This is a genomic window from Dendronalium sp. ChiSLP03b (assembly GCF_034531165.2).
GTDB lineage: Bacteria > Cyanobacteriota > Cyanobacteriia > Cyanobacteriales > Nostocaceae > Dendronalium > Dendronalium minutum.
Genome location: NZ_JAVRBR020000041.1, coordinates 1 through 14,563 on the forward strand (window position 1 = coordinate 1; position 14,563 = coordinate 14,563).

Annotated in this window: 15 protein-coding genes and 1 other RNA gene; 9 read left to right on the forward strand and 7 right to left on the reverse strand. The window is 41.2% G+C overall.

From position 1 onward, the window contains the following. Positions 1–468: 468 nt before the first annotated feature. The 5 genes from RMY31_RS09555 to groL form a co-directional block, all read right to left on the reverse strand. The gene (locus RMY31_RS09555; RefSeq protein ID WP_409877817.1) at positions 469–921 is read right to left on the reverse strand and encodes a hypothetical protein; all 453 of its coding nucleotides are present in this window, start codon (positions 919–921) and stop codon (positions 469–471) included. Between the two features lie 179 nt (positions 922–1,100). Further along, positions 1,101–1,530: RNase P RNA component class A (rnpB, locus tag RMY31_RS09560), an RNA gene on the reverse strand. 49 nt (positions 1,531–1,579) lie between these two features. Further along, positions 1,580–2,290: a hypothetical protein gene (locus tag RMY31_RS09565; protein WP_322664680.1), complete on the reverse strand. Its 711-nt coding sequence runs from the start codon at positions 2,288–2,290 to the stop codon at positions 1,580–1,582. A 65-nt stretch (positions 2,291–2,355) separates the two neighbouring features. Beyond that, positions 2,356–3,498 (reverse strand): magnesium/cobalt transporter CorA, encoded by a 1,143-nt coding sequence (gene corA, locus RMY31_RS09570; RefSeq protein ID WP_322664736.1) that lies wholly within the window; start codon positions 3,496–3,498, stop codon positions 2,356–2,358. A gap of 138 nt (positions 3,499–3,636) precedes the next feature. Beyond that, on the reverse strand, positions 3,637–5,307 hold the full coding sequence (gene groL / locus RMY31_RS09575; protein ID WP_322664682.1) for a chaperonin GroEL: 1,671 nt from the start codon (positions 5,305–5,307) through the stop codon (positions 3,637–3,639). 158 nt (positions 5,308–5,465) lie between these two features. On the opposite strand from groL, the gene RMY31_RS09580 reads away from it, so the two are divergent. Next, entirely contained in the window at positions 5,466–6,548 is a 1,083-nt protein-coding gene (locus RMY31_RS09580; RefSeq protein WP_322664684.1) for an MraY family glycosyltransferase, read from the forward strand. A gap of 117 nt (positions 6,549–6,665) precedes the next feature. On the opposite strand, the gene fabG is transcribed toward RMY31_RS09580, so the two are convergent. Further along, a complete protein-coding gene (gene fabG / locus RMY31_RS09585; protein ID WP_322664686.1) occupies positions 6,666–7,433 on the reverse strand; it encodes a 3-oxoacyl-[acyl-carrier-protein] reductase in 768 nt (255 codons plus the stop codon). Positions 7,434–7,513: 80 nt separating this feature from the next. Between fabG and RMY31_RS09590 the strand changes: the two genes are divergently transcribed. From RMY31_RS09590 to RMY31_RS09610, 5 genes are all read left to right on the forward strand, one after another. After that, entirely contained in the window at positions 7,514–7,723 is a 210-nt protein-coding gene (locus tag RMY31_RS09590; protein WP_409877818.1) for a hypothetical protein, read from the forward strand. A 145-nt stretch (positions 7,724–7,868) separates the two neighbouring features. Next, positions 7,869–8,186, forward strand: coding sequence for a thioredoxin (gene trxA, locus RMY31_RS09595; RefSeq protein ID WP_322664690.1), 318 nt, complete (start codon positions 7,869–7,871; stop codon positions 8,184–8,186). Positions 8,187–8,276: 90 nt separating this feature from the next. Next, positions 8,277–9,680 (forward strand): AAA family ATPase, encoded by a 1,404-nt coding sequence (locus RMY31_RS09600; RefSeq protein ID WP_322664692.1) that lies wholly within the window; start codon positions 8,277–8,279, stop codon positions 9,678–9,680. Positions 9,681–9,829: 149 nt separating this feature from the next. Beyond that, the gene (locus tag RMY31_RS09605) at positions 9,830–10,213 is read left to right on the forward strand and encodes a hypothetical protein (protein ID WP_322664694.1); all 384 of its coding nucleotides are present in this window, start codon (positions 9,830–9,832) and stop codon (positions 10,211–10,213) included. Between the two features lie 131 nt (positions 10,214–10,344). Further along, complete coding sequence (locus RMY31_RS09610) at positions 10,345–11,190, forward strand: hypothetical protein (protein ID WP_322664696.1); 846 nt, start codon at positions 10,345–10,347, stop codon at positions 11,188–11,190. 249 nt (positions 11,191–11,439) lie between these two features. Here the strand turns inward: RMY31_RS09610 and RMY31_RS09615 are convergent, their stop codons facing one another. Beyond that, positions 11,440–11,640, reverse strand: a complete 201-nt coding sequence (locus tag RMY31_RS09615; RefSeq protein ID WP_322664698.1) for a hypothetical protein — start codon at positions 11,638–11,640, stop codon at positions 11,440–11,442. 213 nt (positions 11,641–11,853) lie between these two features. Between RMY31_RS09615 and mnmE the strand changes: the two genes are divergently transcribed. The 3 genes from mnmE to RMY31_RS09630 all read left to right on the forward strand — a co-directional run bounded on the left by mnmE (position 11,854) and on the right by RMY31_RS09630 (position 14,394). After that, the gene (gene mnmE / locus RMY31_RS09620) at positions 11,854–13,245 is read left to right on the forward strand and encodes a tRNA uridine-5-carboxymethylaminomethyl(34) synthesis GTPase MnmE (protein ID WP_322664700.1); all 1,392 of its coding nucleotides are present in this window, start codon (positions 11,854–11,856) and stop codon (positions 13,243–13,245) included. 175 nt (positions 13,246–13,420) lie between these two features. Further along, complete coding sequence (locus tag RMY31_RS09625; RefSeq protein WP_322664703.1) at positions 13,421–13,585, forward strand: hypothetical protein; 165 nt, start codon at positions 13,421–13,423, stop codon at positions 13,583–13,585. A gap of 38 nt (positions 13,586–13,623) precedes the next feature. Beyond that, positions 13,624–14,394, forward strand: a complete 771-nt coding sequence (locus RMY31_RS09630) for an SDR family NAD(P)-dependent oxidoreductase (protein WP_322664705.1) — start codon at positions 13,624–13,626, stop codon at positions 14,392–14,394. Positions 14,395–14,563: the final 169 nt, after the last annotated feature.

Here is a 14,563-nt window from a genome sequence, read left to right on the forward strand (position 1 = left end):
TTACGCAGTTTTGCTCCAACTACAACAAAAATGGTTGATACAGTAATCTCAGTTGCACTCAACTTAATGAATCCTCAAGATTTAAAAAATTGGTTTACTAATTGCTGTTACTGTACCTCATAACACCGGGAACTGCTGTAAGTAGTCTGAATCCAGCAGAACAAGATCGAGTTCTGGTGAAAATCTGTAAAGATATTAAAGCAGAAGTAAGGCTTTAATAGAACATATAAAACATTTTTTTCACTCCCCTTGATCCCCCCTTTGCAAGTAAGTAACTACGCAAAATTAATTACAGTCATTGCGAGCGAAGCGAAGCAATCCCAGCCCTTGCGATTGCTTCATTTCGCTTCGCTGCATTCGCAATGACATTGTGTAATTAATTTTGTTTAACTACTTATAGTGTTAGGGTGGGGTAAAACTTCATCAATTATGCGATCGCCAGCGTCAATAAAGATAGCGATCGCGTTTTTAACTCGACAATTCATGTTCGCAAGTCGAATGATGAAGCTTTGAGGTCAAGCGATCGCCCTTTTTGCTCGACAATTCGCGTTCAAAAGTCAAATGATCAAGCTTTGATGTGAAGCGATCGCTCTTTTTGCTCGACAATTCGCGTTCAAAAGTCAAATGATCAAGCTTTGAGGTGAAGCGATCGCCCTTTTTGCTCGACAATTCATGTTCGCAAGTCGAATGATGAAGCTTTGATGTGAAGCGATCGCGTTTTGAACTCGACAATTCGCGTTCAAAAGTCAAATGATCAAGCTTTGATGTGAAGCGATCGCTCTTTTTGCTCGACAATTCATGTTCGCAAGTCGAATGATCAAGCTTTGAGGTCAAGCGATCGCCTTTTTTGCCTGACAATTTGTGTTCAAAAGTCGAATGATGAAGCTTTGAGGTCAAGCGATCGCTCTTTTTGCTCGACAATTCATGTTCGCAAGTCGAATGATCAAGCTTTGAGGTGAAGCGATTGCTCTTTTAACTCGACAATTCGCGTTCAAAAGTCGAATGATGAAGCTTTGAGGTGAAGCGATCGCTCTTTTTACTCGACATAGGTACAAAAAACAATGGAGCAAGAAACCGAGAGTTTCTTGACTCCATTAAAGTTCAAGAGTAGGACATAAGCCGGGTTCTGTTCTCTTGCGAGGGCAGTTATCTATCTGGGACGGTTGTTACCAACCGCCTCTAGCGGCTCTATTTTAGGAACTGGTAAAAGACCAACCATAGTTCCTTTCGCCTTGCTCCCAACCGGGGTTTACCGAGCCAGCGCCTCTCGACGCTGCTGGTGCGCTCTTACCGCACCTTTGCACCCTTACCAGGAATCGGGTATTGGGAATTGGGGATCGGGTATTGGGAAATTTCTTCCCCAGTCCCTAGTCGCCAGTTCCTAGTCCCTATTCCTGGCGGTATCTTTCTGTGGCACTATCCTCACGATCGCTCGCACTGGACGTTATCCAGCAAGTTTGGTCTTTCGGGAGTCCGGACTTTCCTCAAACCAGTTATCATAACTGATCTGCAACCGCCTGCGCCTACTCTCTCCCTAGTTCCAGTGTAATCTTGGATGGCGTTATGTGTCCGGTAAGGATTACTTCTTTTTATTCCAGGGTAGGGCGTAAGTCCAAGGTAATTTCTTGACAATGAAGGGACAATTGATAATGCACACAGGAGGTATATTGACACCTGGAGTTAGACCTATACGTAATTCAGATAACCGTAGCACCAGTTGTAGTGAAAATTGCAATTCATTTCTTCTGTTTATAAACCCGTTGTATATCTTTTTTTGTGGAGGGCTGCCGCCTTTCAAGCCATTGATATTGACTAGAGGTTTTTTGGCTGAGTAGGTTCCCGCTTCTTTATCGCGCTCAAAAACATCTTCTGCTGTTACTGCCTCTGAAAGCGTTTTCTTAGGAGCAATCAGACTAGGACTTTGCGGTACGGCTAAGTCGCGGGTTATGTCTGGTGATTTGCGAATTACTCGGCGCGATTGATTGTTATATTCTTCGGCAACTAACGAACTATTGTCCCAATCAACGTATACTGCAAGATTATCGGATTTATTCTCGATACTAACCAACAATTCTTTCAAATCGTCAAATGAGTATGAATCTTTGAGTTTAAAAGAAATTCCAATTTGATCTTGCAAATTTTGCTCTTTCAGTTGATCGTCTACGACTGCTTTTTGAAACTCAAACTTAATTTTATCGTCGATGGATTCAACCATAAGATTGAAGATGTAAGAAACGCCGATAATATAAAGCGTCAAAACAACTAAATTTTGGTCGCTACTCCCTCTCATAAATCAGTACACAACTCCCTGTAATAATTATTTTGTATATTCAACTCATTGAGCGGTTACAATCTTTAATCGCGCTTAATCGTTGAGGAATTGTTCAGCCAGCCCCGCTGCCAAAAAAAGAATAACAATGCAAATCCAATTACTGCCATTCCCGCTAAGCAAATTGGGTAGCCCCAATACCAATTCAGTTCAGGCATATTGTACGGTGATTTTTCCGTATTGAAATTCATACCATATATTCCAGCAACAAAAGTTAGTGGAATAAAGATTGAGGAAACCACAGTTAGCACCTTCATGATTTCATTCATTTTGTTACTTACTGATGATAGATAAACATCCATTAATCCAGATGCTAGCTCTCGGTAAGTTTCCACCATATCCATTACTTGCACTGCATGGTCGTAACAATCTCTCAGGTAAATTCGTACCTCCTCACCGATAAGTTCACTGCCATCTCGAATTAATGAACTAATTGCATCGCGTTGAGGCCAGATAGCACGGCGCAATTGCAGTAATTCTCGCCTAACTTGATAAATGTTTTGTAACGTTTGCCGGGTAGGGTTGACCATTACTTCTTCTTCTAATTCCTCAATTCGCTCCCCGTAAAGCTCTAACACTGGAAAAAAACCATCAATCATTGCATCTAATAGCGCATAAGCTAAATAATCAGCCCCTTGTTTGCGGATGATGCCTTTGCTTCTATCAATTCGTATCCTCACACCTTCAAAGCAATCATGCTCTGGTTCTTCCTGCACTGTTAGCAAGTAATGTTTACTCAAAATTAAACTTACTTGCTCGCTATAAAAACCACAAGTTTTTTCCTTTGGTACTACCATGCGAGCAATGAACAGTAATTGGTCTTCATAATCCTCGATTTTGGGACGCTCTGGTACATTAACCACATCTTCTAAAACCAGAGGATGTAAATCAAAAACTTGACCCAACCTTTGTAGTATGTCTTGATTACCTAAACCTTGTACATCTACCCAAGTCACAGATTCCGTATCCAAATAAGGGACGCAATCTTCTGGAGTTGCTATTTGTTTGCGGATGAAATTAGTTTGGTTATAGTCAATCAAAAAAATCGTTGGAGGTTTAGCATTTTCATCAACGATAATAGTCCCTGGCAGAGTGCCTGGTTGGTGATAAAAGTCTTTTTGATATAGCTTTGTTACTGCTTTGGGAATCCGGCGAATTTTTCTTGCTATGCTTCTTGCCATAAATTTTACCTAATTGTTAGTTGTCAGTTGTCTTTCCCTGCCCCTCTGCATCAGCAATGGTATAAAAAAACAGTTTGCCTTGCTACGACAAACTGTTTACAAAATATTTACATAAGGAAGCAGGAATTAGAACATACCACCCATGCCTCCCATACCGCCCATACCGCCCATACCGCCCATACCACCCATGCCGCCCATATCAGGCGCAGCAGGAGCTTTCTTCTCTGGTTTTTCCACGACAATGGCTTCGGTGGTTAAGACCATACCAGCAATGGAAGCAGCATTTTGCAATGCTGAACGCACGACTTTAGCAGGGTCGATAATACCAGCGGCAATTAAGTCCTCAAATTCACCGGTAGCGGCATTGTAACCGACGTTAAAATCGCTTTCCTTGACTCTAGAAACAATGACAGACCCTTCATCACCAGCATTTTCTGCTATTTGACGCAAGGGAGCTTCTAGCGCCCGTTTGACGATATCTGCCCCAATTTTTTCTTCTTCTTCAAGGCTGTTTTTAATCGCGTCTACTTTCGTAGTCAAGTTAATTAGGGTTGTTCCACCACCGGGAACGATACCTTCTTCGACAGCAGCTTTGGTCGCGTTCAGTGCGTCTTCAATTCGCAGTTTGCGGTCTTTGAGTTCGGTTTCAGTGGCTGCACCCACTTTAATCACTGCGACACCGCCAGCTAGCTTGGCAATGCGTTCTTGCAGTTTTTCTTGATCGTATTCGGAATCGGTTTCATCCAATTGCCTGCGAATTTGCCCGATGCGCTGTTGCACTTCTGGCTTGGTGGAACTGCCAGCTACAATTGTGGTGTTTTCTTTGTCAATAGTGATTTTACGGGCAGTTCCCAATGCTTCGATAGAAGCGGTATCCAAGCTGAGACCGATTTCTTCAGAAATCATCTGTCCATCGGTGAGAATCGCAATATCTTGTAACAAAGCTTTACGGCGATCGCCAAATCCTGGTGCTTTAATTGCAGCAACAGCCAGTACACCGCGCGCTTTGTTCACCACCAAAGTTGCTAAAGCATCTCCTTCTACATCTTCAGCAATAATCAGCAGTGGTTGACCCAAACGGGCAACTTTTTCCAAAACTGGTACTAAATCTTGAATGCTGCTGATTTTTTTGTCGGTAATCAGGATTCGGGCATTTTCAAATTCGACAATCTGCCGTTCGTTATTGGTGATGAAGTAGGGAGAAATATAACCCCTGTCAATCTGCATCCCTTCAACTACTTCTAGTTCGGTTGTCAAGGATTTAGATTCTTCCACAGTGATTACACCATCTTTGGTGACTTTCTCCATGGCTTCGGCCAGCATCTGACCGACTTCTTCATCGTTACCAGCTGATACTGTAGCAACTTGTGCGATCGCACTTCCTTCTACTGGCTTTGCTGCTTTAGCAATTTCTTGTACCAGTGCCTCGATGGTTTTGTCGATCCCGCGCTTTAAGCTGACTGGATTAGTACCAGCTGCCACGTTCTTCAAACCTTCTCTAATTAAGGCCTGCGCTAAAACTGTGGCGGTGGTAGTACCATCCCCAGCGACATCCTTGGTTTTGGATGCTACTTCCTGGATGAGTCTCGCACCAGTATTTTCTAAAGGATCTTCTAATTCAATTTCTTTAGCAACAGTGATACCATCGTTGACAATTTGGGGCGCACCATATTTTTTTTCTAAAAGGACGTTACGCCCTTTTGGTCCCAAGGTGATTTTCACAGCATCGGCAAGGGCATTGACACCCCGTTCTAACGCCCGCCGCGATTCTTCATCGAAGGAAATAATTTTTGCCATGTTTCTTTTCTCTAGCGCTTCCATTAGACAATTTAGCACTCACAAGCTAAGAGTGCTAATTACCCAAGCAGTTCAGATTATAAATGGAAATAAAAAAAATTGATTAATATACTATTGATGCTCATGTAGGATACAGGCAGTAATGGTTGAATTGGGAGATGAATCTATACAACTCCCTTAGATCCCTTGGGATTGCCGACCCTAGCGGCACCGGCTGGTTGGCAGTAGTTTTTACGTTCCTTTTGGCTTGTCTAGTTACGTGGCGTTTGATTCCCACAGTACGCAAATTCGCCCTGCGGGTAGGTTGGGCTGACCAACCAAACGCGCGACGGCTGAATCGAGAACCTTTGCCGAATGCAGGGGGTTTGGCTATCTATGCGGGAGTCATTGCCGCATTGGTACTAGCTAGCCTCTTAAGACCCATTGAATTGCAAAGCGTACTGGCTCAGGTGCTGACTATTCTACTAGGAGGTTCAATCCTAGTGCTTGTCGGCTTTATCGATGACCAGTTCGGCTTGCCTCCCTCGGTTCGCTTGTGGGCACAGATTGTTACAGCATTGTTACTTTTTGCTAATGGCATCAATATCGCCGTTAATTTCGGCACACCCATTGATTCCATCCTGTCGATGTTGCTAACAGTACTGTGGGTAGTGGGTATTACCAACGCCATCAATTTGATGGATGGGATGGATGGATTGGCAGGAGGAGTTAGTTTTATCACTGCCATGAGTTTATTAGCAGTTTCAGCCCAATTTCCCAATAAGGCAGCGGCAACCTTAGTTCTGGCAGCCTTAGGGGGTGCTGCACTCGGCTTTTTGCGCCACAACTTCTATCCCTCACGGATCATCATGGGTGATGCCGGAGCGTACTTTTTTGGCTATGTGCTGGCTGCAACCAGTATTTTAGGTAATCTGCAAGTAACTACGGTCTTTTCCTTAGTACCGACAGTTTTATTTTTGTTATTGCCAGTCCTAGACACCACTCAAGTGTTTGTCAGGCGGTTATTGGCAGGAAAAAACCCCCTGAGTACTCCAGGCAAAGATCATCTGCACCATCGTTTGCTGGCTTGGGGATTTTCTCAGCGCCACGCTGCGTTCACCCTATGGGCAATTACCTTAATTTGTAACTTGCTAGCGATGACAGTACGAGGTATGCCCTTGGCGGTGACGCTTGCTACCGCCAGTAGCATTATCATTCTTTTAGGCTTGACTATTTGGCAAAGAATCCGCCAGCAGTCCTGAGTGAGGAGCAGGGAGAAATAATTGTTAACTCTTGTACAGACGCGTAGACGCTTGTAAGAGCGGCTTCTCGTAAGAGTATAATCGCGTCTCTACTCCTAACTCACCACTCAGTACTCTTTAAGCCATTACCATACCGCCATCAACGTTAAAGACTTGTCCAGTAATGTAGGCGGCGGCAGGATCGGCGGCTAGGAAGCGCACCATGCCAGCGACTTCTTCTGGTTGACCGTAGCGACCCAGAGGAATGTATTTAACGATATCTTCAGTATTATTGAGGTTGCTGGTCATATCGGTGGCGATGAAACCAGGGGCGACAGCGTTAACAGTAATACCACGAGAAGCCAGTTCTTTGGCAACAGTTTTTGTAAAGCCAATGACACCTGCTTTGGCAGCGCTGTAGTTAGCTTGACCTGGGTTGCCCATTTGTCCGGCAACGGAGGTAATATTGATAATTCGCCCAGAACGTTGCTTGAGCATGATTTTACTGGCGACACGTGTGCATAAAAAAACACCAGTGAGATTGAGGTCAATTACAGCTTGCCAATCTTCCGGCTTCATTCGTAAAAGTAGTGTGTCGCGGGTAATACCTGCATTGTTGACTAAAATATCAATGCGCTTGAATTTGTCTATGACGGCGTTAAATAGTGTATCTACTTGCTCAGCTTTAGAAACGTCAGCTTGTAAGGCTAATGCTTGACCTCCGGCTGCTGTAATTTCTGCTACTACATTGTCAGCAGCAGCACTGGAACTGGCATAATTGACTACGACATTGGCTCCTTCTGTAGCTAATTGTAGTGCGATCGCTCTGCCAATTCCTCGTGAAGCACCTGTAACAATCGCAACTTGCCCCTGCAATTTTTGCAAATTTTCATTTAAGACTGCCATAAACTTTTCCTTAGCGTTTTGAGTTACCGCGCTAATTATCTTATGGTGATTCGTACCTTGAACTTATAGGATTTTGAATTTTGCGAAAAATTGAGCAAGTTGTGTCGGTTGGTTTCCCACGCCACTTGTCACAGGTGAACCCCCCTTCGGGTTCGCAGTTCCTTCAAGTCGGCGAAGCCGCCCAACGGACTACTCACCGCAAGGCAATGGCTCGACTTAAGCAAACTGGTATGTCAAGAAAGTTAGCCCAACCTCGCAAACTTTTTAAGATGAATTTAAGTTTTCCTTAATAAGTTTGTCACATTTAAAAATGTATCTACACTTTTAAAATGAGGTGAGAAATTTGGCAACAATAAAAACAAAATGAGGTTATACCGATTCTAAGAGGCACGCATTACTATTGAAATCAATCAAGAGAAAATAGGTGTGTGTCATATGGCTACTAAAAAACAATTCAATAGCTTTGAAGAAATGCTGTCTGGTTCTGATGTACCTGTGTTGGTAGATTTTTATGCGGAATGGTGTGGGCCTTGTCAGATGATGGTGCCGATTTTAGAGCAAGTTAATGCCCAACTAAAAGACCGTTTGCGTATCGTAAAAATTGACACGGAGAAATATACACAATTAGCCAGTCAATACCAGATTTACGCTCTACCAACGCTAGTACTATTTAAGGAAGGTAAGCCTGTAGATCGAATTGAGGGAGTGATGCAAGCAGGACAGTTGGTACAACATCTCAAAGGTTTAGTTTAAGAAGTGTTAACTGTAGAGACGTGAAATTTCACGTCTCTCTTAGTAAATGTAAAGTTGTTAAACACTCAACGTATATTTTTGGAGTGGGTCATGCTGAAGCAACTCATCCTTGAAAACTGGAAAAGTTTCCGTTATGCAGAACTTCCACTTGACCCATTAACTGTTCTCATTGGCACAAATGCCAGTGGTAAATCTAATGTAGTTGAAGCTTTGGAATTTCTACAACGAATAGCTAGAGGCGAAAATATTGAAGCAACTTTAGCAGGTGATAAAACACTTCCATCTATTCGCGGTGGTATAGACTGGGCTGCACGTAAACCTTACAGTGAATTTACATTAAAAGCTATTATTCAAACAATAGATAATACAACTGATTTATTATATGAAATTAAAGTCCAAACCAAACCTGATACTAAGATTGTACAAGAAGCTGTAGAAGTAGTAGAAAACTATAACCAGAATTTTCATGAAAATATGGTAATTTTATCCCGACATAATCTAAAACAATCATGTTTATCAGAAGCTATAGGTCAGTTTAATAACATAGAAAAAGAAGTAACTAAAGTTAAAGATGTTATAAAAATATACCATAATACAGTTGAAGAACTAAAAGCATTAAAAATACAACTAGAAAATTTAGAAGATAATATCGATAATAATATCTGGAAATCAACAATATCTGAACGGGTTCAAAGCTTGGATAAGTTAAAAACTATAATAATTAATCAAATTCCTACTCACAATAAGTCTATTGATAATATAAAAATTCTCAATAATGATTTAAAAAATGAAATAGAAAAAATTAAGGTGATTATTTCTAAACTAATAAATGTTTTTGTTATAAATCCAATTCCTTCTAAGATGCGAAGTTATTCATCAATATCTGATGTATTTAAAAGTGATGCATCAAATATAGCTGGTGTACTTGCTGCATTACCTGATGAACGTAAAGCAGAAGTAGAAGCAACGCTATCTGCTTACATCAAAAATTTTCCAGAAAGCGATATTAAAAAAGTATTTGCAGAACCAGTTGGTAGACTTAAAACTGATGCAATGCTTTACTGTGAAGAAGAATGGAAACCTGGAGAGACGACACTAATAGATGCTAAAACTATGTCAGATGGAACTCTCCGCTTTCTAGCAATTCTTACAGCGCTACTGACTCGCCCAGAAGGTAGTCAAATCGTAATTGAAGAAATAGATAACGGTCTTCATCCCTCTCGTGCAGAATTACTGGTAAGAATGCTACGCGATATTGGTAGAAAGAGGAAAATCGATATTTTACTTACTACTCATAATCCAGCTTTCCTTGATGCTTTAGGCCCTGAAATCGTGTCATTTGTAGTCGTCGCACACCGTGACTCTGAAACCGGAGAAAGCAAGCTTACCCTTTTAGAAGATATTGATAATTTTTCTAAGTTATTTGCATCATATTCTTTGGGTGATATGACAACTAAGGGTGCAATTGAAAGAAGCCTTTCTCGTAGTGAATAGTTACTAATATGAGAAAGGTGCTACTCATTGATACATCGCTTTTATGCGTTTGGTTACAAGTTCCAGGTAAAGAAACTGCTGGTAATAATGAATGGGATTTTAAGCGTGTAAATCAGAAAATTGAGTGAGAAATTGCTAAATCAACAACGTTGGTACTTCCTCTAGCTGCTGTTATAGAAACAGGTAATCATATTGCACAGGCTAAAACAGCCAATTCAGAAAGTAAACGCTTAATAGCTCAAAAATTTGCTGATATCATGACTTATGCAGCTGATGAAACTACACCTTGGGCTAAGTTCCGCGAACAAATTGTTCTTTGGGAAGAGGAAGCATTAAAAAGTTTAGCGGCTAAATTCCCCAATCAAGCTGTAGAAAAGACTTCTATGGGTGATGCTAGTATTGTAATCTTGGGCAGGCACTATCACCAAAAGGGTTTCCACGTAGAGTTTTTGACTGATGATGATAAGCTAAAATCGCAGGAACCACCCCCACCACAGCCACCTACACGCCGCAGCAGTCGTAGGAAAGAATGAAAGAAAAGGTCTTGATTGATAATTTTGATCGCCATATTATTTCCACAATTTCATTAAGTATTTTTTAGATAGTTATCACTGCTTCTTCGCTGGGTACTCTAACGGAGTATGAGTCTTACAGAAGTACAGCAATGAAGCTGAGTAAAGGAATACAAACATTTTGGGTTGCAGTAAGTAACTATATACTTTTGGGTATAACTTTGTTTTTATATCTTCTCGCTGGTAATGGTTGGAAATTGACCAATCTGCTGAATTTGCCAGATATGATAGGTTTTACAATAGTTATTGCCTTGGTGATATTTCCGTTGCTTTGGTTTTTATCCAATTTGAAATTGCAGTTACTTCAAGCAACACCAAATGAATGGCAATTCAAAGTAGCAGTACTTGCAGATTACCCACAATTAGATTTAGGTTGGTTGCAGCAAAAAACTACCACTTTAGAATCTCTTGGTTTTGTCCAGTTAATGGACTATCAAGTTGACCCAGGTGCTGGATTTGCGAGGTGTTTTGCCCATCCGCAACAGTATTGTTTTGCTGAAATTGGCCAGATTTTTCAGAAAAATGGAGAGGTAATCGCAATCAACTGCTGTGTTTTTAGTATTTTACAGCAAGATTGGGTAGTGGCTGTTATTAATCGAGAAGTCAATCAAAATGATGGAATTCCTTACATGTGTCGTAATTCTAAACATGTAAGAACCTATGACCCTAATAGTAATCTGGATGAACTCTTACAAACTCATTTGAGATTTCGCCAGCAAATACTAACTAATTTAGGTATAACCGTATCCACTGATGTTTCATGGTCTGCCTACAGTAACCTAGAGCGACAAGCTACAATTTCCCGCAAACAAAGCTTACGACGCAAAAATCTCTTGTTGTCAATATTAGAAGCTACACTGTTTGAGATAAATCCTAAATCTGAATGGTTAGGAGATTACCTAAAAGAAGCAGCAAAAAGACGGCTAAAAAATCGTTAGTGCAAGAAGCGCATACTTTTGTGCCTTTTTCAACTCGTCGAACTTACATGAAGTATGTGCCTCTTCATCAAGAAATAGTATCAGGATTAATATATTCTGAACGCCAGTTTGCAATAGCGGAGGAAACCTCCACATATAACTGGTTCCTCCTGAATACTGACGCAAAATTTTGAAAATTAAGTTATAAATGCAAATGCTATTTAGCTACTACTAAATATTGCATTTGTTTGTTAAAGTGAATCCTGAACGCTATGAATCTTCAGGAAGAATCCATTTTGGTGGTTCCATCATTTTTTTTCGCAGACGTTCTTCAGCCATCTCTAACATTTGGTCTAAGGAAGTTTCTTCAATAAATTTTGCTGCTGCTTCTCTAAACTCGATATTAGGGCATTTATCCCCTAAAACGCACCCATTGACGCAGGCTTCAGCACAGTTAATTTTCTCCTCCATAGTGTAGAATCCTCTTGCTAAAAGTTTTGAGTTAGGAGAGGAACAAGGCCGCAGCACTATTCTTACTCTCAAGCATTATCCTCCCAATAAATCTTACCTTGCCAGTTGCCATCTCTTTAGTCTTCATACCTACCATTGATATATAAGTTGCTAATGACAGCACTGCTGCTACGCTAACCATATATATGCAATGTCTTGCTGGAAAGGGCGCTCATGTCAGAACTGTTTGCCACTACTAGAACCATCGCCGCGATCGCTACTGCTGTTGTGCCGCAGCAGGGTAGTGTTGGGATTGTGCGGATGTCTGGTTCCCAAGCCATGGACATTGCCCAAACTCTGTTTCACGCACCTGGGCGACAAGTTTGGGAAAGTCACCGCATTCTCTACGGTTACATCCGCCATCCCCAGACACAACAACTTGTGGATGAAGCTTTGTTGCTGCTCATGAAAGCACCCCGTTCTTACACCCGTGAAGATGTGGTGGAATTCCATTGCCACGGGGGAATTATAGCAGTGCAGCAGGTTTTGCAACTGTGTTTGGAAAGCGGTGCAAGACTAGCGCAGCCAGGAGAATTTACCCTCCGCGCCTTTTTAAGTGGGCGACTGGATCTGACGCAAGCTGAAGGTATTGCCGATTTAGTGGGAGCGCGATCGCCCCAAGCTGCCCAAACTGCTTTAGCTGGCTTGCAAGGAAAGTTAGCTCATCCGATCCGGCAGTTACGCGCTAACTGTTTAGATATCTTGGCAGAAATCGAAGCCAGAATTGATTTTGAGGAAGATTTACCTCTGCTGGATGATAAAGTCATAATATCAGCAATCGAGAACATTGCCGCAGAAATTACCAAGTTACTAGAAACAAAAGACAAAGGCGAATTGCTACGCACAGGTTTAAAAGTGGCAATTGTCGGTCGTCCGAATGTTGGTAAATCTAGCTTATTGAACGCTTGGAGTCGGAGCGATCGCGCCATTGTTACAGACTTACCCGGTACTACCCGTGATGTAGTTGAATCTCAGCTAGTTGTCGGCGGAATTCCCGTGCAGGTGCTAGATACTGCGGGGATTCGAGAAACAATAGACCAAGTGGAAAAAATTGGCGTTGAGCGATCGCGCCGTGCTGCTAGTGCGGCTGATTTAGTTTTGTTGACCATCGATGCCTCAGCAGGTTGGACGGAAGGCGATCGAGAAATTTACGAACAGGTGCAACATCGTCCGTTAATTCTAGTGATTAATAAAATCGACCTTGTAGAGAATGGAAGTTATAAATCTTTAGAATATCCTGGTAATATTAACCATATTGTCCACACAGCAGCAGCACAAAATCAAGGAATTGATGATTTGGAAAAATCCATTTTAGCAATAGTTCAACTAGGAAAAGTCCAAGCTGCTGATATGGATTTAGCAATTAATCAAAGGCAAGCTGCTGCTTTAACTCAAGCTAAAATATCCTTGGAACAAGTCCAAGCAACAATAGCCCAACAGTTGCCGCTTGACTTTTGGACAATTGACTTACGTGGCGCAATTCAAGCACTAGGCGAAATTACTGGTGAAGAAGTGACAGAATCCGTTTTAGACAGAATTTTTAGCCGCTTTTGTATTGGAAAATGATTTAATATTAAAACTAATATTTTACTTTTTTAACTGATAAATAAAACAGATAAACATTATGCCCCTTTTTAGACAAGATGTTGATTTTTTCTTTGAAGAATTTATCAAAGTAACTACTGGTGGAGGTGGTGATGCCAGTGTATAGGCAGTGGGTAGTTATCAGGGAGAATACATTTTGACCGTCATTGATAAAAAAGTAAATTCCTTAACTATAGATGACATAGCTGATAAACCAGCTTTTTTTCTGATACACGATTTAATGAAATTTTCTCCTGAGTGGGAATACAATACAGCAGCACTTGCTTTAGCAAATAAATTAGCAAAATCTAATCTGAAATAAACTGACAGCTAAACAATTCAACCTATAAAATTCATGCAATGTCTTTTATCGATGAAATAACAAATTTTAATTCTTTGATTGTCGGAGCCAGCCAAGGTATTGGTTTAGGTTTTGTAAAAAAATTACTTATAGATGACAGAATAGCCAAAATTTATGCAACGTATCGCCAAAAAAATACTGCCGAAGAATTACTATCTTTAGTAAATAAATACTCTGGCAAATTAATTTGTCTAGCAATGGATATTAGTGATGAATCGCAGATTGTTGAAGCTGTGCAACAGATACAGACCGAAGTTAACAAACTGCACTTAGCAATCAATTGTGTAGGACTGCTACACGAAGGAAATTTAGAACCAGAAAAAAGCTTAAGACAGATTAATTCAGAAAATTTACTGCGTTATTTTCAGATAAATAGTATTGGTGCTGTATTGCTGGCTAAGCACTTGTTGCCTCTGTTTCGTCATGGAGAACGCAGTGTATTTGCTACTATTTCTGCCAAACTTGGTAGTATTAGCGATAATCAACTTGGCGGCTGGTATGGCTATCGTGCTTCCAAAGCAGCACTCAATATGTTTATGCGAACTGCGGCAATTGAATATGGTAGAAGCTGTCCCAAAACTTTGGTAGTCACATTGCATCCTGGTACAACCGATACAAAGCTTTCTCGTCCCTTTCAAAGAAATGTACCTGCGGAAAAATTATTCTCAGTGGAACGCACTGTTACCCAACTATTAAATGTTATCGAACAACTTCAAGAAGGTGATAGCGGACAGTTTTTCTCTTGGGATGGAAGTAGGTTGCCTTGGTAAGAATAAGTAGATGGACAAAAATATTTACAGTCATTGCGAGCGTTGGCGTTAGCCTCTCGTACCTCTTCGGGAAAGCAAGCTAGCAAGAGCGTCTCCGACAAGAGAAGAGAAGCGAAGCAACCCAGTTCACTTACACCCTCACACCCCTACACCCCTTGATTTTTCGTAT

Excerpts from the sequence above, each read along its gene's own strand:
- fabG (WP_322664686.1), bottom strand. The coding sequence starts at position 7,433 with ATGGCAGTCTTAAATGAAAATTTGCAAAAATTGCAGGGGCAAGTTGCG.
- RMY31_RS09615 (WP_322664698.1), bottom strand. The coding sequence starts at position 11,640 with ATGGAGGAGAAAATTAACTGTGCTGAAGCCTGCGTCAATGGGTGCGTT.
- mnmE (WP_322664700.1), top strand. The coding sequence starts at position 11,854 with ATGTCAGAACTGTTTGCCACTACTAGAACCATCGCCGCGATCGCTACT.
- RMY31_RS09565 (WP_322664680.1), bottom strand. The coding sequence starts at position 2,290 with ATGAGAGGGAGTAGCGACCAAAATTTAGTTGTTTTGACGCTTTATATT.
- RMY31_RS09600 (WP_322664692.1), top strand. The coding sequence starts at position 8,277 with ATGCTGAAGCAACTCATCCTTGAAAACTGGAAAAGTTTCCGTTATGCA.
- RMY31_RS09610 (WP_322664696.1), top strand. The coding sequence starts at position 10,345 with ATGAAGCTGAGTAAAGGAATACAAACATTTTGGGTTGCAGTAAGTAAC.
- RMY31_RS09580 (WP_322664684.1), top strand. The coding sequence starts at position 5,466 with ATGAATCTATACAACTCCCTTAGATCCCTTGGGATTGCCGACCCTAGC.
- RMY31_RS09630 (WP_322664705.1), top strand. The coding sequence starts at position 13,624 with ATGTCTTTTATCGATGAAATAACAAATTTTAATTCTTTGATTGTCGGA.
- groL (WP_322664682.1), bottom strand. The coding sequence starts at position 5,307 with ATGGCAAAAATTATTTCCTTCGATGAAGAATCGCGGCGGGCGTTAGAA.
- trxA (WP_322664690.1), top strand. The coding sequence starts at position 7,869 with ATGGCTACTAAAAAACAATTCAATAGCTTTGAAGAAATGCTGTCTGGT.